Raw genomic sequence first — 17,632 nt, 5'->3', positions numbered from 1 at the left:
GTCGGTACGAGCAGCGGGGTCTCACCATGGGACAGCAGGGCCCCGCGGTCGCCCAGGGTGACCGCGACGGCCCGCGCCCGCCAGGCGCCGACGAGCGCGCGGGCGTCGCGGGCGGCGGTGCGCAGTCCCGGTGTCTCGCCGCTGTCCCGGTCGTCAAGCTGCCGGGCGAAGGCGCGGGCCTCCTGGGCCGAGGGCGTGGCGAGGCGGACGCCGGGGACCGGGGGCCGGCCGCGCACATGGGGGTCCCAGACGACGGGGGCCTCCGTGTGGGCCAGTGCGTCGCGCAGGACGTCGGCGGTACCGCGGCCGTAGTCGGCGACGAGGACTCCTGCGGCTGCCGCGATCGCGGAGACCGCCTGCGGCGTCGCCTCGCGGGCGCGGCCCTCGCCGTCGTCGAGGCGAAGCAGCGGGCGGTCGCCGGCCATGACACGCGTCTTGCTGCTCAGGGTGCCCTCCAGTGGCACCTCGACCAGGGTGACCCGCCCGGCGAGCAGTTCCCGGAGGGTGTCGCTGGCGGCGTCGGGGCCGAGGGCGGTGACCAGGGTGACGGGGCGTCCGTCGGCCGCGGCGAGACACGCGGCGAGGGCGGCGCCGCCGGGGCGGGAGCTGCGCCGGGTGCCGTGGACGACGGGCACGGGCGCGTCGGGGGCCAGCCGTTCGGCTCGGCCGCACAGGTCGTGGTCGAGCAGGGCGTCGCCCACGACCACCAAGGGCGTCCGGGAGTCGGTCATGCGTGTCCCTCCGTCGACGGGGTGGGTGCTCCGGGTGTGCCGGACACGGCGCCGGACCCGGCACCACCGTCGGAGCCGGACACTGCGCCCGACCCCGCACCACCGTCGGAGCCGGAACCGATGCCCGACCCCGCACCGCCGTCGGAGCCGGACACGACGCCCGACCCCGCACCACTGTCACCACCGCTGCCGTCGCGAGCGCTGCCGTCCTCGTCGGTGCCGTCGGTGCCGTCGGTCCGGTCGAACGCATCGCCCCGCTCCACGGCCCGGTCGAACGCCTCGCACAGCATGTGCACGGCGACCAGGTGCAGTTCCTGGACGGTCGCGGCGGCGGGCGCGTCGACGCACAACGCCTCGTCCGCGCCGAGCTGCAGGGGGTTGGGTGACCGCCCGGTCAGCGCCCACACGGACATGCCGGTCCGGTGTGCCCGGTCGGCCGCGGCCAGCAGGTTGGCGCTGGCACCGCTGGTGGACAGCAGCAGGAGCACGTCGCCGGGGCGGCCGTGGGCCGCGGTCTGGCGGGCGAACACCTCCTGTACTCCGTAGTCGTTGGCGATGGCGGTGGTGGAGGAGGTGTCGGCGTGCAGGGCGACCGCGGAGAACGGCGGGCGGTCGTCGCGGTAGCGCCCGACGAGTTCGGCGGTGAGGTGCTGGGCCTGGGCGGCGCTGCCGCCGTTGCCCGCGACGAGCAGCCGGGCGCCGGAACCCAGCCGACGGGCGAGCTCGGTGCCCCAGCGCTCGATCAGCGGACCGCGGTCGCGGAACGTCTCCAGGGCTTTGGTCAGGTCGTCGCAGTGGGTGGTGTCGGTGACGACCCGCCCGCGGCCCCCGTCGGCCCCGGGCCCGCCGCGCGCCGTACCGGCCCCGGATCCGTCACGCGTCTCACCGCCCCCGGCCCCGCCACGCGCCCTACCGTTCCCGGCCCCGCCACGCATCTCACCGCCCCCGGCCCCGCCACGCGTCTCACCGCCCCCGGATCCACCGCGCGTCTCACCGCCCCCGGATCCACCGCGCGTCTCATCGGTCCCGGGCCCGCCGCGCGTCCCCCCGCGTCCGGGGCGGCCGTCCTTCTCCTCGCGCCCGGACCCGGCGTGCCTTCCGCGCCCGGACACGCCCTGGCCCCCGCGCCCGGACGCTCCCTGACCCCCGCGCCCGGACGCTCCCTGGCTCCCGCGCTCGGGCTCGCCCTGGTTCCCGTACGTGCCGGTGGTGGCTGTCTTCATCGGAGGACTCCCGAGAGCGAGCGGATGGAGGACACGGCGTCGTACACCCCGGCCACGCCGTCGGCCACCCGGTCCCAGGTGTAGTGGGCGAGGACCCGGGCGCGGCCGGCGGCTCCGTAGCGGGCGAGCCGGTCGGGGTCGGCGAGCAGGGCGCGGAGGGCCGCGCTGAGGTCGTGGTCGTCGTCGGCCGGGACCAGCAGCCCCGTCGTACCGTCCACGACCGTGTCGAGCTGGCCGCCGACCGCGGTGGCGACGACGGGCGTGCCGCAGGCCATGGCCTCCAGCGGGACGATGCCGAAGGGCTCGTACAGCGGCAGGGACAGCACCAGGTCGGCGCTGGACATCAGCCGGGGCATCCGGGCCCGGCCGACCCCGCCGAGCAGGGTGACCCGGTCACCGACCCCGTACTCCGCCGCGACGGCGGCGAGGCGCGCGGCCTCGGGGTCGGCGCCGAGCAGGTCGGTCTCCGGGCCGCCGGCGATGAGGAGTTCGGCGTCCGGGACGCCGGCCAGGGCGCGGATGGCGCGGTCGAAGCCCTTGCGCGGCACGAGCCGGCCGACGGCCAGCAGCCGTCTGCGGGCGCCGGGCGGGCGGTCGCCGGCGACCGGCGCGAACTGGTCGGGGTCGACGCCGCAGGGGACGACCCCGATCCGGTCCTCCGGCAGCCCCATGGCCTTCAGTTCGGCCACCTCGTCGCTGCAGGTGGCGATGATCCGGGCGCACTCGTGACCGATGGCCTCCTCGACGGCCAGGCGCTGCGGCGGGCTGGTGTCGGCGGCGCCCTGGTAGCGCTTCTTCACCGTGCCGAGAGCGTGGTAGGTCTGCACGACGGGTATGCCGAGGCCGCGGGCGCCGGCCAGGGCGGCCAGGCCCGACATCCAGAAGTGGGCGTGCACCACGTGGGGCGGGTTCTTGGCCCACTGCCGGGCCAGGAAGTCGCCGAACGCGGCCATGTGCGGCAGGAGGTCGTCCTTGGGGACGGGCGCGGGCGGTCCGGCGGGCACGTGCACCACCTGTACGCCGTCGATGAGGGTCACCCGGTCCGGCAGGCCCGCCGAGTCCCGCCGGGTGTAGACGGTGACCCGGTATCCCTTCCGGGCGAGTTGCCGGGCGACCTGGGCGACGTAGACGTTCTGGCCGCCGGCGTCCGGTCCGCCGAGCGCGGCCAGGGGGCTGGCGTGTTCGGAGACCATGGCGACGCGCCCGGCCGTGTGGGGAATGCGGCTCATCGGGTGACCTCCTTGATCAGGCGCTCCCAGTCGTCCAGGAAGCGCCGCTCTCCGTAGCGGGCCCGGGCCGCGGTCCGGGCCGCCGTGCCGGTCGTGCGGGCCAGTTCGGGGTCGGCGAGGAAGGCGCGTACGGCGTCCTCCAGGACGTCGAGCCGGTTCGAGACGACCCCGGCGCCGTCGGGTACCGCCTCCCGGACCTCGGTGGTGTCCAGGGCGACCACGGGCATGCCGAGGAACATGGCCTCCAGCAGGGACAGTCCGAGCGAGGTCCAGCGCACGGGGTGCAGGTAGAGGCGGCACCGGGCCATCTCCCGGTGCAGTTCGTGCTGGGGCAGGTCCCGGGCACGGCAGCGCTCGGGCGGCAGGCCGAGGTGTGCGGCGAGTCCTTCGGTGCGCATGCCGAAGACGTCCAGGGGTGCGGACCGCGCGAACCGCGGCAGCAGGTCGGTGCCGGTCGTACGGCCCCTGCGCACGGGCTCGTTGACGACGACGGCCGCGCGCCGCTCGGTGCCGGTCCACAGCGGGCCGGGGTCGACGATGCCGTGTTCCACGACCTCGGTCGGGGCCCGGCCGTTGTCCCACATGAGCCGGTTGAAGTGGGTGACGTGGACGATCGGGATGCCGTGCTGGCCGGCGAGCGGATGGCGTTGCCGCTCGGGCGAGGCGTCGGGGCTGTTGTGCTCGACGTAGACGACGGGCACGTCCACACCGGGGCGTCGGCCGGTCCAGCGCAGGGCCAGATCGAGTTCGTGCGGCCGTTGCAGCACGATCAGGTCGATGTCGCAGTCGCGCAGCTGGGCCGGGGTCCGTTCCTGTACGGAGGCCGGCCAGTCCCAGGTCACCGCCCGGCCGAGGCCGTCGGGTCCGCGGTCCTCGGTGACCGGGACCAGGTAGGTGTGCGGGCCCTGCACGAAGGCGGTGAGCCAGGATCCGTGCACGTGCCAGACGAGGATGTTCATGAGTGCCGCTCCTGGATGAGCTTGTGCACCGCGCGCACCACGTCCTGCCCGGTGACCTCGTCCAGGCAGGGGTGGCCGGGCACCGGGCAGGTGAGGGCCCGGGTGTCCGCGCACGGCGCCGACTGGTCGCCGAGCAGGATGACGGGAACGCCGTACGGCGCCCAGCGCTCGGCCGGGACCACGGGTGCGAACAGGGACACGACGGGGGTGCCGACGGCGGCGGCGAGGTGGGCGGGTCCGGTGTTGGCGCTGATCACGACGTCGGCCATGCGCAGCACCCCGGCGAGGGCGCGCGGGCCGGTCCGGCCGCCGAGGTCCACGGCCGCGTCGCCGCTGACCTGCCGGGTGAGGGCGGTCTCGGCGGGGCCGCCGGTGACGACGACGCGGTGCCCGGCGTCGGCGAGCAGGCCGGCCGCCTCGGCGCAGCGGTGGGGGCTCCAGGCGCGGGCGGGGGCACTGGCGCCCGGGTGCAGGACGACGTACGGGCCGCGGCCGGTGAGGGCTCCGGTGTCCGGGGGCGGGAGGACGCGCAGGCGTCCGTCGTCGCCGGGGGGCGGGGGAAAACCCATGGCCGCGGCGGTGTCGAGGGCGGCCTCCACCTCGTGCCGGCCGGCCCGGCGCCGGTTGCGCACGTCGAGCAGCCGGCCGGGGTGGTCGGCGCTGTCGGCACCGATCCGGCCGACGCCGGCGAGCCGCAGGAGGAGGGCGGTGGGCAGGGGGCTCTGGTGGAAGGAGGTGAGGACGAGCGCGGTGTCGTAGGACCCGGCGCGCAGCCGCCCGAGCAGGGTGTCGATGTCCGGCAGCGTGACCGGGGGCGGGTCGAAGCCCTCCCAGGGGGCTTCCCAGACCAGCACCTCGTCCACGCCGGGCAGCATCCGGGCGGCGTCCGCGCCGGACGGACCGCACAGCAGGGTGACGTGGGCGCTGCGGGCGGCCACGGCGCGGACGGCGGGGCCGGCGAGCAGCACGTCACCGAAGCTGTCGAGCCGGACGACGAGGGTCTTCACGACGGCGCCCTCCCCGAAGTCATGTCCAGGGCGGTCCGTACGGCGGTGAGCACGTCGGGGGCACTCTGGCCGAAGAAACGTTTCACCTCGGCCGGTGCCGTGGCCGCGTTGGGGACGAGCACGCCCCGCGCGCCCGCCGCGTGCGCGGCCAGCACGTCGGCGGCGATGTCGCCGATCACCACGCACGCGGCGGCCGGCACGCCCAGCCGGGCGGCGGCCGCGCGGACGAGGCCGGGCCGCGGTTTGCGGCAGGCGCAGCCGGCGTCGGGTGCGTGCGGACAGAACACCCAGGTGTCCAGCCCGCCGAGCAACTCGTCGGCGCGCGCGTTGACGGCGAGCACCTGCCCCACCGTGAGCAGTCCGCGGCCGATGCCGGACTGGTTGCTGACCACGCCGGTGGCCAAGCCGTGGGACCGGGCCAGCGCGACGGCCTCCGCGGCACCCGGCAGGGGACGGACCCGGCCGGGATCGCCGTTGTACGGCACGTCCGCCACGAGGGTGCCGTCGCGGTCGAACAGCACCGCCGACAGGCCGGTCATCCGGCACCTCCCAGCGGCCGCGCGTGCCGGTGGCGGACGACTCCGCGCAGCCAGTGCCGTACGGCGAGAGGCGGTATGAGCACGCTGGTCCCGAGCATCCCGGCGATCTCGCGACCGGTGCGCGGTCCGGGCAGGATGCGGGCGAGGGCGAACTCGGCGGTGCCCAGTGTCCACAGGGCGGCGCAGGCCGTCGCGGCCCGGCGCCGTCCGGCCAGGGCGCACGAGGCAGCGGCGAGGGCCGCGCCGGTGACGGCCAGGTGGCGGGGCAGCCGGCCGCGGGGCGCCTGGGCGCGGTCCCACCAGTCGCGGCCGTGCAGCCGGTTCATCAGGGCGTCGTCGGCGTTGCCGCGCTGCGCGGGCAGGGAGGCCCACCAGTGGGCCGGGCGGACCGGGTGCCGGGTGACACGCGTGCCGCGGAGCAGGGCCCAGCCGGCCCGCTGCATGCGCAGGGCGAGGTCGGCGTCCTCGCGGAAGGCCCGGGGGAAGCGTTCGTCGAAACCGCCGCTCCGCTTGAGGGCCTCGGTGCGGTACGCCATGTCGGCGGTGGCCCAGGCGGCGTTCTCCAGGCCCTTGGTGGTGCGTTCCCAGTCGGTGGGCCGGCGGTCCGGGGGCAGCGGGACACGCAACCGCCCCTGGACGCCGCCGACCTCGGGCCCGGCCGCGCGCAGGTCCTCGGCGAGCCGCCGGGACCAGTCCGGCAGCACCTGGACGTCGTCGTCCAGGAACACCGTCCAGGGCGTGCGGACGGTGCGCCAGCCGGCGTTGCGGGCGGCGGCCGGCCCCTTGCCGCCGGTGCTCAGGGTGCGCACGCGGTCGAGCAGCTGGCCGGCGGTCTCCAGTGCCAGGCCGCCCTCCGGCGCGGGCCGGTCGTCGACGACGATCACCTCGTGCGGCGGATGGTCCCCGGCCGCGGCGAGCGCGCGCAGGCACTCGGCGAGGCAGGGGCGGCCGATCGTCGGCACGACCACGGTGTAGGCGGGTGCGCCGGTCATGCGAACGCCTTCCCGCGGCGGATCGCGAACGGGCCGAGCACCAGCAGGTCCACGGGTGCCGAGCCGAAGCACTCCAGGGCGTCCCGGGGATCGTCCACCATGGGGCGCCCCGCGGTGTTCAGGCTGGTGTTGACCACCACCGGCAGTCCGGTACGCCGTTCGAAGCCGTCGAGCATGCGGGCCACCAGCGGCTCCTCGGTCCGGTCGACGGTCTGGATGCGGGCGGTGCCGTCGACGTGGACCACGGCCGGGATACGGTCCCGCCAGCCGGCGGCCACCTCGTGCACGAACAGCATGTGCGGGCTCGGCAGCGGACCGTCGAAGATCTCCCCCGCGCGCTCGGCGAGCACCATGGGCGCCACGGGCCGGAACTCCTCGCGTCCCTTGACCGCGTTGAGGCGCTCCAGGTTGGCGGCCCTGCCGGGGTGGGCCAGCAGGGAGCGGTGCCCGAGCGCGCGCGGCCCGTACTCGCTGCGCCCCTGGAACCAGGCCACGATGCCGTCGGCGGCCAGCGCCTCGGCGGCGGTCTCGGCGATGTCGGCGGGCTCCTCGTACGGCACGGCCGCCCGCTCCAGCCACGCGCGCAGCTCGGCGTCGCTCCAGCCGCGGCCCAGGGCGGCCGTCGGCATCGGCTCCAGGGTGTCCTTCTCCCCGGCGACGTGCGCCGCCGCGCCCAGGGCCGTTCCGGCGTCACCGGCGGCGGGCTGCACCCAGATGTGCCTGAAGCCGCTCTCCCGCCACAGCCGGGTGTTGGCCACGCAGTTGAGGGCGACACCGCCGGCCAGGGTCAGCGCGTCCTCCCCGGTGTGCTCGCGCAGCCACCGGGCGAGGGCCAGCATGGCCTCCTCCAGGCAGAGTTGGGCGCTGGCGGCGAGGTCGGCGTGGTCGTCGCTCCACGGCCCGCCGGGCGGGCGCGCCGGGACGAGGTCGGCCCAGGGCACCGGGCGCGCCCGGAAGCCGCCTTCGCCATCGGTGCTGACGTACTCCCGCAGGCGTCCGGCGAAGCGCGGGGTGCCGTAGGAGGCGAGTGCCATCACCTTGAACTCGTCACTGCTGCGCAGGAAGCCGAGGTGCTGGGTGAGGTCCTCGTAGAACAGGCCGAGGGAGTCGGGCAGCGCCTGGGTGGCCAGGACCGTCAGTTCCCGGCTCGTGTAGCGGCCGGCCAGGTGGGAGCCGCACTCGCCGCGGCCGTCCAGGACGAGGACCGCGCAGTCGGGGTAGGGCGAGACGGGGCCGGCGGAGGCGGCGTGCGCGACGTGGTGGGGTACGAACCTGACCTTGGCCGGGTCGAGTCCGGGGAGTGCCTCGGCGAGGAAGTCCGGCGCCTCGCGGGCGTATTGCTGACGCAGGTGGTCCCAGGGGTCGTGCAGCCCCATCCGCTCGGCGGGACGGGCCAGGGACGGGTCGTAGGAGTAGGCGACGGCGTCCAGGCCGGACGGGGTGAGGCCGGCCTGCTCCAGGCACCAGCGGGCCGACTGCCCGGGCAGTTCCCAGGCGGCGAAGGGTACGGGCCGCTTGCCGTGCTTGCGGCGGGAGAACCGCTCCTCCTCCGCCGCCGCCACGACCTTGCCGTCCGTGATCAGGGCGGCTGCGGGGTCGTGGAAGAGTGCGTTGATACCGAGGACGTGCATGCGCTGTCTCCAGGGCCGGGGAGGGGCGGGGGGTCAGGACTGCGCGGACGCCGGGTCCTCCACGCCCGGTACGGGTTGCGGGGGCAGGGCCGCGAAGTAGGCGATGGTCTGCTTCAGGCCCTCCTCCCACGGCACCTGCGGCGACCAGCCGAGCAGCTCGCGCGCGAGGGTGGTGTCGGGGCGGCGGCGCCCGGGGTCGTCCACGGGCCGGTCTATGAAGGCGATGGGCGAGCGGGAGCCGGTGAGGGCGACCACGCGGCGGGCCAGGTCGGCGACGGTGATCTCCTCGCTGCCGCCGATGTTCACCGGCCGTACGGACCTGCTCCGGGCCACCCGCAGGATGCCGTCGACCGTGTCGTCGACGTAGCAGAGCGAGCGGGTCTGGCTGCCGTCGCCGGTCACCGTCAGCGGCTCGCCGGCCAGGGCCTGGCAGATGAAGGTGGGCACGGCACGGCCGTCGTGGGCCCGCATCCGCGGCCCGTACGTGTTGAACAGCCGCACTATCCCGGCGTTCGTGCCGCGGGTGCCCATGTGCGCGGTGGCGAGCGCCTCGGCGAACCGCTTCGACTCGTCGTACACGCTGCGCGGCCCGATCGGGTTGACGTTGCCCCAGTAACCCTCGTGCTGCGGGTGCACCTGCGGGTCGCCGTACACCTCCGAGGTGGAGGCGAGCAGGAAGCGCGCGCCGTCGCGTTCGGCGATGGCCAGGGCGTTGCGGGTGCCGAGGCTGCCCACGTCGAGGGTCTCCAGGGGCATTCGCAGGTAGTCGGCGGGCGAGGCCGGGCAGGCGAAGTGCAGGACCAGGTCGTACGGGCCGGTCAGCCGCGTGGGGCACTCGGCCGCGGAGACGTCGCAGTGGACGTAACGGAAGCCCGGCCGGTCCTCCAGGTGCGCGACGTTCTCGCGCCGCCCGCAGGCCAGGTTGTCGGCACAGTCGACTTCGACTCCTGAATCCAGCAGCCGCTCGCACAGATGGGAGCCGAGGAAGCCAGCGCCGCCGGTCACGAGGGCGCGCCGCCAGGAGAACGGTGTGTCACCAGTCATGGGGGCTATTCCCTTCGTCGTCCTTCGTCCGCGCCGTGCACGCCCCGTCAGGTGCCGCCCGCGCGCACCGCGGAGGCGCTGCGCGGGAGTCGGGTGCGTGCCGCGTCACCGGGCCCGACGTCGTCGGCCCGTTCGAGAGGAGGAGGACAGGGCTTGGGTCCCACTCGTCCGGAGGACCGCCCTGGGTCTGCCGCCACTGGCTGGACGGCACTGGCACTGAGGGTTCCCATGCCAGTTGTTTTCATACGTTGGATTCTTATTGTCCGGAATCGGGCGTTCTTGCGCGACTCCGACGCTTTCATTACCACGCTGCGGACCTGCGCGCCTCCCGGCGCCCGTCGCCCGTGCCGCGCGTGAGCCGAATGGCGGCGGCGGACGTCGCCGGCCGTGTGGCGCGCCGTGTTCCGGGGAACTCTGCGCGGCGACGGCGGCCCGTCGACGGGCCGCCGCGTGTCACGCAGGAGGTAACGACGATGGGTCACGGCGGAAACGTCATCCAGGAACTGACCACCGATCACCGTGAGGTCGAGGAGATCTTCGGCCGGATCGAGGCGCTGCCGCCCGGCTCCGAGGAACGCAAGAACCTCTGCGACCAGGCCACGATCGAACTGGTCCGCCACTCGGTCGCCGAGGAGGCATATCTCTACCCGGCGGTGCGCGAGCACGTGACGGGCGGCGACGCCCTGGCCGACAAGGAGATCGAGGATCACGCCAGGGCCGAGCAGATCATGAAGGACCTGGAGGGCTGCCGGGCGGACGACCCCCGGTTCGACACACTCATGACGCAGCTGATGAGCGAGATCCGCTCCCATGTCGCCGACGAGGAGCAGAACCTCTTCCCGCGGCTGGAGTCGGCCTGTCCTGCGGACGCGCTGATGGAGCTGGGCGACAAGGTGCGCCGCGCGAAGAAGATGGCGCCGACCCGGCCGCACCCGTCGGCACCGGACACTCCCCCGGCCAACAAGCTGCTGGCCCCGGGCACCGGTCTGGTCGACCGGATGCGGGACGCGCTGTCGGGACGGGGCAAGGAGAGCTGATCCGGCGGACCGTGCGGACCGAGCGGACCGAGCGTGTGGGCCGGGGCCCGGAGCGATGGTCGCTCCGGGCCCGCTCTCCGGGCCCGCCCGCACGCTCGGTCGCACACCCCGCGCACGCCCTCGGTCCGTACGTCGCGGCCACGGGCCCGAGCCGGGCGTTCAGTCGTGCGTAGGCCCGCCCGGGTTCACAGCCACGGGGTCATCTGGGCGCCGGGGCGCGGCCGGGCGCGGGGGCGGCCCGCGCGGCACAGCAGGCGGAACGCCTGGAAGAGGGTGACCGGCCACAGCAGCGCGAAGCACCACAGCAGCGCGGGATCCGAGGTGAGGATGCCCATGACGGCGACGAACACCGACGCGGCCACCAGCAGCAGCACCGCCACCGGCAGCCACAGCCCCTGACGTGCCGCGCCCATACGCCGCGCGAACCGGCGGTCCTGCCCGAGATTCGCCTCGATCTGCAACAGCGCGAGCCGCTCGCGCGCCGACAGCCGTACCTCGTCGTGCATGTCCCACATCTCCCACTCGTCCACGGCGACGCCGCCTCTCCCGCCGGCCGGGGACCTCCCGGTCCCGGGCCACCGAGTTCCCCGGACGGCGCGGCCGATGCGGCTCCCGGGCACAGGAGGGGCCCCTGGTGTCCTCGGGGACGTCCAGGGTGGGAAAAACTCCACCGGAAGCCGGTGGCCGGCCGGAGTGACCACCCTCGCCCGCCGCCCCACGATGGAGGTGTCCCAGCCCGTCGTCCGCCCGCGAGGAGCCACCATGCCCACCGTGCCCGAGCCCACTCGGACGCGACCGTCCGGGGAACGCCCCCTGTGGCCCTGGGTGGTCGTGGCCGCCGTCGCGGCCTGCGTACTGATCGCCCTCGTCAACGTCCTTCTGACGGCCTGAGGCAGGGGATACGGCTCAGACCGTCGGCCCCCGGTGCGGCACGACGGCAGTACCGGCGCTGCGGCCGTGGTGCCGTACGGCGGTGCGACAGTCCGTCGGCACGGCGGCACGGCGGCACGGCGGCACGGCGGCACGGCGGCACGGCGGCACGGCGGCACGGCGGTACGGCGGTACGGCGGTACGGCGGTACGGCGGTACGGCGGTACGGCACCGTCGGCACGGCAGTGCGGCAGTGCGGCAGTGCGGCAGTGCGGCGGGACGGCGGTGCGGCGGGACGGCAGAGGCCGTCGCGGCTCTTAAAGCACGCGGGGTTCAGGCGTCCGCCGCCGACGTGCGGGGCGCCTGGGCGGGCTCCGACGACGCGAGTGCGTCGAGCGCAAGGGCCGACGCCGAGCCCGGCTCGGCGTGATAGATGGCCAGGATCTGGCCGCCTGAGTCGCTGAGCGGCAGCTTCTCCCGGCGCAGTTCGAGCGGACCGAGCCGGGGATGACGCAGCCGCATCGTCCCTCCGGCCAGCGCGGAGACGTCGTGCCTGGCCCACAGCCGCCGGAACGTGTCGCTGGCCAGGGACAGCTCACCGACGAGCTGGACGGTCCGCGGGTCGTCGACGTCGCTGCCCACGGAGGCACGGAACCCGGCGACCAGGCCCCTGACCGCCTGTTCCCAGTCCGGGTAGAGATCCCGCTCGGCGGGGTCGAGGAAGATCGCGCGCAGCCGGTTGACGCCGGGCCGGATGTTCGGTGACACGGCGGTGGCCGGCCGGTTGGCGGCGAGCACGTCGAACCTGCGGCTCTCCACGAACGCGGGAAGGTTGACCGCGTCGAGGAGCTGCAGGATCCCGGTCGGCACGGTCTCGCGGCGCGGGCGCCGGGGTGCGCGCGGGCGCGCGGCGGTCAGGCTCAGCAGGTGCTCGGTGGCGATCTCGTCCAGCCGGAGAACCCGGGCGAGGGCCTGGAGCACCTGGGGCGAGGGGTTGCGGTCGCGGCCCTGTTCGAGGCGGAGGTAGTAGTCGGCGCTGATCCCGGCCAGGGTGGCGACCTCCTCACGGCGCAGTCCGGGGGTACGGCGTACACCCACGACCGGCAGCCCGGCGACCGCGGGGTCGGTCAGTTCGCGACGGGCCCGCAGGTACTCCCCCAGTGCGTTCGGCCTGTTCATGCCGCCGATCCTACGAGCCCGGCGAGCACCGTGCCTGGCCCTGCCGCCCCCAGGCTCGGCGTGGCCGTCGGCCGGGGCGACCGCGGAGCCGGGTCCGTACGGCCGCCGGGGCGGGGGCCGACTCCGTACGGCCGCCGGGGCGGGGGCCAGGTCCGTACGGCCGCCGGGGGTGAGAGCCGACTCCGTACGGCAGACGGGGCGGGGGCGGCGGACCGGCCCGTGCGGCCGGGGCGGGTGCGGCGGACCGGTCCGTACGGCGGCCGGGGGAGGAAACCCCGCGACGAACATGACCTTCCCTGCCGCAGGACCGATACTGAGGAGCAAGGTTCTGTCCACCTGCCCCACGGCGTGCTCAGGGGGTTCCGATGACTCATCGGTCAAGCCGGCGTCCCGTCGGCGTCAGCACCGCCGGAATCCGCTGCGGGCCGCACCGGCCCACCGGCCCCGGCCACCGGCCGCGACCGGCCCGGACAGCCCGGATCACCCGAACAGCCCGGACAACCCGGACAGCAAGGACACCGGTCAGGAACTCACCTGCTCATCCTTCTGGGAGATAGGCATGAAGATGCTGATCAACGTACCGGAGACGGTCGTGGCGGACGCGCTGCGCGGTATGGCGGCGGCTCATCCCGACCTGAACGTGGACGTGGACAACCGGGTGATCGTCCGCCGGGACGCCCCCGTGCCCGGACAGGTCGCCCTGGTGTCGGGCGGCGGCTCCGGACACGAGCCGCTGCACGGCGGGTTCGTCGGGCCGGGCATGCTCGCCGCCGCCTGCCCCGGGGAGGTCTTCACCTCGCCGGTGCCGGACCAGATGGCGCGGGCCGCCGCGGCGGTGGACAGCGGGGCCGGGGTCCTCTTCGTCGTCAAGAACTACACCGGTGACGTGCTCAACTTCGACATGGCGGCCGAGCTGGCCGAGGACGAGGGCATCCAGGTCGCCAAGGTGCTCGTCAACGACGACGTCGCGGTCACCGACAGCCTCTACACGGCCGGCCGGCGGGGTACCGGCGCGACCCTCTTCGTGGAGAAGATCGCGGGTGCCGCCGCGGCGGAGGGGCAGTCGCTGGAGCGGGTGGAGTCCATCGGCCGCCAGGTCAACGAGAACTCGCGCAGCTTCGGTGTGGCCCTCAGCGCCTGTACGACCCCGGCCAAGGGCAGCCCGACCTTCGACCTGCCCGACGGCGAGCTGGAGTTGGGCATCGGCATCCACGGTGAGCCGGGCCGGGAGCGGCGGCCGATGATGACCTCCGGGGAGATCGCCGACTTCGCGGTCAACGCCGTCCTGGAGGACTTGCCACCGCGCAGTCCCGTCCTGGTACTGGTCAACGGCATGGGCGCCACCCCGCTGCTGGAGCTGTACGGGTTCAACGCCGAGGTGCAGCGGGTGCTCCGCGAACGCGGCGTCCCCGTGGCCCGCACCCTCGTCGGCAACTACGTCACCTCCCTGGACATGGCGGGCGCCTCGGTGACGCTGTGCCAGGTCGACGAGGAACTGCTGCGGTTGTGGGACGCTCCGGTCAGGACCCCGGCCCTGCGCTGGGGGATGTGATCCGGCGGAGCGTACGGTCACCGGCCCGGCCGCACGGCCGGCATCCCTACCACGCGAGGAGGCACCGTGCTCGACGCCGACTTCTTCCGTCGTTGGATGACGACGGCCGCCGCGTCCGTCGAACGTGAGGCGGAGCGGCTCACCGCACTCGACTCGGCCATCGGGGACGCCGACCACGGCAGCAATCTGCAGCGCGGGTTCCGGGCCGTGACAGCCGCCCTGGAGAAGGAGGCACCCGGCACCCCGGGCGCCGTACTGACCCTGGCCGGACGGCAGTTGATCTCGACGGTCGGGGGCGCGTCCGGGCCGCTGTACGGCACCCTGCTGCGCCGGACGGGCAAGGCGCTCGGTGACACCGCCGAGGTCGGTGCGGAACAGCTGGCCGCGGCGCTGCGCGAGGGAGTGGACGGGGTGATGAAACTCGGTGGGGCGGCCCCCGGTGACAAGACCATGATCGACGCCCTGCTGCCGGCCGCCGACGCGCTGGCGTCCGGTTTCGCCGCGGCTCGGGCCGCCGCGGAGGAGGGAGCGGAGGCCACCACGCCGCTACAGGCCCGCAAGGGCCGCGCGAGCTATCTGGGCGAGCGCAGCATCGGCCACCAGGACCCGGGGGCCACCTCGTCGGCGCTGCTGATCGCCGCGCTGGCCGACACGGCGGAGGCGGACGGTGAGTGAGGAGAAGCTGGTCGGGATCGTGCTGGTGTCGCACAGCGCGGAGGTGGCCGCCTCGGTCGGGGATCTGGCGAAGAGCCTGGCGGGCGGGGCGACCGCGGTACCGGTGGCCCCGGCGGGCGGTACCGAGGACGGCGGCCTGGGCACCAGCGCCGAGCTGATCTCCGCCGCGGCGGCCTCGGTGGACCGGGGCGCCGGGGTGGCGGTGCTCACCGACCTCGGCAGCGCGGTGCTCACGGTGAAGGCGCTGCTCGCCGAGGGTGACGAACTGCCGGAGGGCACGCGTCTGGTGGACGCGCCGTTCGTCGAGGGCGCGGTGGCCGCGGTGGTCACCGCGGCCGCGGGCGCCGACCTGGACGCGGTCGAGGCCGCGGCGGCGGAAGCGTACAGCTACCGGAAGGCATGATCCGCAGGCTCGGCTCGGGGCGGGCCTGGTGTCCGCCCCGAGCGGTGCCTGCGGCCCGCCGGTGGGCGGTGTTCCGCCCACCGGAGCCGGACCGTGCCGGGGAGTCCCGGGGCCCGCCGGCGACCGGCGCGTCCCGGGGGCTCGCCGGCGGCCGGTGGCTCCCCGTCGACTCGCTGTCGGCCGGTGAGGCCCGGCGACTCGCTGTCGGCCGGCGGCTGCCGGGGTTCGTCAGTGGCCGGTGTCCTTCGGGGCCGCCCGGTGCCCGGTGTTCTTCGGAGCCGGCCGGTGCCCGGTGTCTCTCGGAGCCGGGCGGTGGTCGGTGTTCTTCGGAGCCGGGCGGTGGTCGGTGTTCTGGGGATCCGGCCGGCGGTCGGCGTTCCTCGGGGACGGCCGGTGGTGTGCCACGAAGCGTCCGGCCAGCCGTTTCCCCGTCTCCACCGCCTCCGCGTGGTCCTCGACGGTGCTGACCCTGGAGTTCCGGAAGACGATGTACGTCACGCCGGAGGGGACTCCGCCGTCACGGGGGTCGGGCCGGATCCCGAGGGCGCGGGCGGTGGCGTAGGACGCCTCGCCGATGAGGTCGCGCGGGCCGGTGTCACCGACGACCGCGTACCGCACCCTGTCGCGGTAGACGAGGGCGGCCACGGCGCCTCCGCGCACGCCGTGCCTCCAGGGGTTCCAGCGGCGGCTGGGCGCCGGGATCACGATGTAGGGCAGCTTCTCGGCGTTCAGGTGGCGGCCGTCCGACTGCTGGAACGCCGTGGTGGCGGCGAACATCGGGTCGGTGCGGCGGTTGCAGTGCGCGGTGGGGCGGCCGTCACAGTCGATGTCCAGGTCGGCCTTCCAGAAGACGGCGTCGTGGGTGCCGCAGACTTTGACGGTCGCGGAGTCGTCCGCATCCGTGCGGAACCGGCCCCGGGAGAGCTGCTTGCACCTGCCGACCCGGGACAGGAGGTCGGCGGCGGTGACCTCGCGCTCGCCACGGGCCGCGGACCGCCCGGGAGGCGGTACGGCGGTGGCCGGGGCGGGCAGCGCCGCCGGGGCCAGCAGGGCGGCGCCGGCGGCGGCCAGCGTCAGGGACGGGACACGCACGATGGGGGACCCTCTCGTTGGGGACATTTCGGACATCGAGCACACTGTGCTGCGGGTCCGGGCGTGCGACCACGGCTTTTGCCGCGAAGGGGCCGTATGGAGCACGTTCCTGACACCCCGTAAGGGGACAGCGGGGGCGGGGACGGCCCGTGGGGAGTGGACCGGCGACAGGGGTGACGGGGGCCGGGGGCCCGGGCCGGGTAGCGGAAACGGACCCCCGGCCACCCGCTCCGGCGCGGGATCGGCGACGACAGCGTGTCCGCGCCACCGGAGCGAACTCCCTTTTGGCCCAGGGAAGTTCGACCACCGGAAGGATCAGCATACGTAATGCCCGGCGAGGGTCGGCAACACGGCCCCCTTGCTGTGACCGCACCGGCCGGGCCATATTGGTCCGGACCTTTACGTCATGCCGAGGCCGTCCGGGAGGGCAGTGCCGTGCGACGCGTTCCCCTTCCCCTCGTGCTGGTCTGCGGCGCGCTGCTGCTGGTCGTGTCCTGCGGCTGGGGCCGGGCCGACGACGGCGAGGGCCGGATGCCAGGTGCTCCGGCCGGCATCACCGCCGCGGCGGGCAGCGCCACGACCGTGCACGTGATGTGGAACGCGGCACCCGGCGGTGCCGGCGTCCGCTCCTACGAGGTCTATCGCGGCACCACAAAGGTGGCCGAAGTACCGGGTGCGCAGCACATGGTGGACGTCATCAGGCTCAGGCCGTCCACCATGTACGCCTTCACCGTGCGGGCCCGGGACACCGCGGGCCGGCTGGGCCCGCCGAGCCGGGCGGTCCGGGCGCGGACACCGGCCGTGTCGGCGGCCGACCATTCGGCCCCGACCCGGCCGGACAGGACGACCGGGCGGGCGGTGAGCAGCCGTGCCGTCCAGCTGTCCTGGGGGGCGTCCCGGGACGACCGGGGCGTGCTGTCGTACGACGTCTACCAGGGCGGCGTGAAGATCCACAGCGTCGGCGGCAGTCAGACCGCGACCGTGCTCACGGGACTGCGCCCCGGCAGCCGTTACGTCTTCACGGTGCGGGCCCGGGACGCCGCCGACAACCTCTCCCCCGCCGGCACGCCGGTCCGCCTCACCACCCCGGGCAGCGACGACGGCCGGAACACCGCGCCCACCGGGTTCACCGTCGGCACCCATCGCTCCGGCGACGCCTACTACATCGACCTGGCCTGGGACCCGCCGAGCGTGGACGGCGTGATCACCGAGTACCAGATCCAGCTGGACGGCACCACGGCCACCTCGCTCGTCTGGGGCGGTACACCGCCCCCCGGCCGGGCGCACCACAGCTTCTACCTGGGCACCGCGGCCGGGGAGGAGCACCGGGTACGGCTGCGGGCGCGGCTGCCCGACGGCACCTGGGGCGGCTACTCGGCGAGCAGGTCGGTGACCACGGGCAGCTGACGGCCGCACCGGCCGGCCACCCCCGGCCGCCCCCGGCCCCGCCACGCCCACGCCCATGCCCC

The 17,632-nt window shown here is 75.1% G+C and carries 16 protein-coding genes and 2 pseudogenes; 6 read left to right on the top strand and 12 right to left on the bottom strand.

Annotated elements, in window-relative coordinates:
- From GT045_RS08350 to GT045_RS08310, 9 genes and pseudogenes are all read right to left on the bottom strand, one after another.
- The coding region (locus tag GT045_RS08350; RefSeq protein ID WP_237538446.1) for a PfkB family carbohydrate kinase at positions 1–731 on the bottom strand (731 nt) is incomplete at its 3' end.
- A 251-nt stretch (positions 732–982) separates the two neighbouring features.
- Positions 983–1,516 (bottom strand): annotated as a pseudogene (locus GT045_RS08345) (SIS domain-containing protein); the annotation flags it as partial.
- A gap of 434 nt (positions 1,517–1,950) precedes the next feature.
- On the bottom strand, positions 1,951–3,183 hold the full coding sequence (locus GT045_RS08340) for a glycosyltransferase (RefSeq protein ID WP_161294111.1): 1,233 nt from the start codon (positions 3,181–3,183) through the stop codon (positions 1,951–1,953).
- A complete protein-coding gene (locus tag GT045_RS08335) occupies positions 3,180–4,142 on the bottom strand; it encodes a glycosyltransferase (protein WP_161333782.1) in 963 nt (320 codons plus the stop codon). The genes GT045_RS08340 and GT045_RS08335 overlap by 4 nt, the downstream gene beginning before the upstream one ends.
- Positions 4,139–5,149 carry a glycosyltransferase family 9 protein gene (locus GT045_RS08330; protein WP_161333781.1) on the bottom strand — a complete coding sequence of 337 codons (1,011 nt, stop codon included), beginning with the start codon at positions 5,147–5,149 and terminating at the stop codon, positions 4,139–4,141. The genes GT045_RS08335 and GT045_RS08330 overlap by 4 nt, the downstream gene beginning before the upstream one ends.
- Positions 5,146–5,688 (bottom strand): HAD-IIIA family hydrolase, encoded by a 543-nt coding sequence (locus GT045_RS08325; protein ID WP_161333780.1) that lies wholly within the window; start codon positions 5,686–5,688, stop codon positions 5,146–5,148. Before GT045_RS08325 ends, GT045_RS08330 begins: the two co-directional genes overlap by 4 nt.
- Positions 5,685–6,680 carry a glycosyltransferase gene (locus tag GT045_RS08320; protein WP_161333779.1) on the bottom strand — a complete coding sequence of 332 codons (996 nt, stop codon included), beginning with the start codon at positions 6,678–6,680 and terminating at the stop codon, positions 5,685–5,687. Before GT045_RS08320 ends, GT045_RS08325 begins: the two co-directional genes overlap by 4 nt.
- Positions 6,677–8,311, bottom strand: coding sequence for a carbamoyltransferase C-terminal domain-containing protein (locus GT045_RS08315; protein ID WP_161333778.1), 1,635 nt, complete (start codon positions 8,309–8,311; stop codon positions 6,677–6,679). Before GT045_RS08315 ends, GT045_RS08320 begins: the two co-directional genes overlap by 4 nt.
- Positions 8,312–8,344: 33 nt before the next feature.
- Positions 8,345–9,355 carry an NAD-dependent epimerase/dehydratase family protein gene (locus tag GT045_RS08310; protein ID WP_161294941.1) on the bottom strand — a complete coding sequence of 337 codons (1,011 nt, stop codon included), beginning with the start codon at positions 9,353–9,355 and terminating at the stop codon, positions 8,345–8,347.
- 473 nt (positions 9,356–9,828) lie between these two features.
- On the opposite strand from GT045_RS08310, the gene GT045_RS08305 reads away from it, so the two are divergent.
- The gene (locus GT045_RS08305; RefSeq protein ID WP_161294943.1) at positions 9,829–10,392 is read left to right on the top strand and encodes a hemerythrin domain-containing protein; all 564 of its coding nucleotides are present in this window, start codon (positions 9,829–9,831) and stop codon (positions 10,390–10,392) included.
- Positions 10,393–10,577: 185 nt separating this feature from the next.
- Here the strand turns inward: GT045_RS08305 and GT045_RS08300 are convergent, their stop codons facing one another.
- Positions 10,578–10,922: a DUF3040 domain-containing protein gene (locus GT045_RS08300; RefSeq protein ID WP_161333777.1), complete on the bottom strand. Its 345-nt coding sequence runs from the start codon at positions 10,920–10,922 to the stop codon at positions 10,578–10,580.
- Positions 10,923–11,154: 232 nt separating this feature from the next.
- Between GT045_RS08300 and GT045_RS40405 the strand changes: the two genes are divergently transcribed.
- Positions 11,155–11,283: a hypothetical protein gene (locus tag GT045_RS40405; protein ID WP_272921473.1), complete on the top strand. Its 129-nt coding sequence runs from the start codon at positions 11,155–11,157 to the stop codon at positions 11,281–11,283.
- 312 nt (positions 11,284–11,595) lie between these two features.
- On the opposite strand, the gene GT045_RS08295 is transcribed toward GT045_RS40405, so the two are convergent.
- Entirely contained in the window at positions 11,596–12,441 is an 846-nt protein-coding gene (locus GT045_RS08295; protein ID WP_161333776.1) for a helix-turn-helix transcriptional regulator, read from the bottom strand.
- Between the two features lie 559 nt (positions 12,442–13,000).
- Here GT045_RS08295 and dhaK point away from each other — a divergent pair.
- The 3 genes from dhaK (at position 13,001) to GT045_RS08280 (ending at position 15,071) form a co-directional block, all read left to right on the top strand.
- Positions 13,001–13,993: a dihydroxyacetone kinase subunit DhaK gene (gene dhaK, locus GT045_RS08290; RefSeq protein WP_161333775.1), complete on the top strand. Its 993-nt coding sequence runs from the start codon at positions 13,001–13,003 to the stop codon at positions 13,991–13,993.
- 66 nt (positions 13,994–14,059) lie between these two features.
- The gene (dhaL, locus tag GT045_RS08285; protein WP_161292406.1) at positions 14,060–14,668 is read left to right on the top strand and encodes a dihydroxyacetone kinase subunit DhaL; all 609 of its coding nucleotides are present in this window, start codon (positions 14,060–14,062) and stop codon (positions 14,666–14,668) included.
- On the top strand, positions 14,661–15,071 hold the full coding sequence (locus GT045_RS08280; RefSeq protein WP_161292404.1) for a PTS fructose transporter subunit IIA: 411 nt from the start codon (positions 14,661–14,663) through the stop codon (positions 15,069–15,071). Before dhaL ends, GT045_RS08280 begins: the two co-directional genes overlap by 8 nt.
- Positions 15,072–15,473: 402 nt before the next feature.
- On the opposite strand, the pseudogene GT045_RS08275 reads toward GT045_RS08280, so the two are convergent.
- Positions 15,474–16,163, bottom strand: a pseudogene (locus GT045_RS08275) (glycoside hydrolase family 75 protein); the annotation flags it as partial.
- A 435-nt stretch (positions 16,164–16,598) separates the two neighbouring features.
- Between GT045_RS08275 and GT045_RS08270 the strand changes: the two are divergent.
- A complete protein-coding gene (locus tag GT045_RS08270; protein ID WP_161333773.1) occupies positions 16,599–17,570 on the top strand; it encodes a fibronectin type III domain-containing protein in 972 nt (323 codons plus the stop codon).
- Positions 17,571–17,632 lie beyond the last annotated feature (62 nt).

The sequence above is a fragment of the Streptomyces sp. SID486 genome (genome assembly GCF_009865385.1).
Taxonomy (GTDB): Bacteria; Actinomycetota; Actinomycetes; order Streptomycetales; family Streptomycetaceae; genus Streptomyces.
The sequence above is the reverse complement of the archived record's forward strand: the minus strand, read 5'-3'. Positions and strand labels throughout refer to the sequence as shown.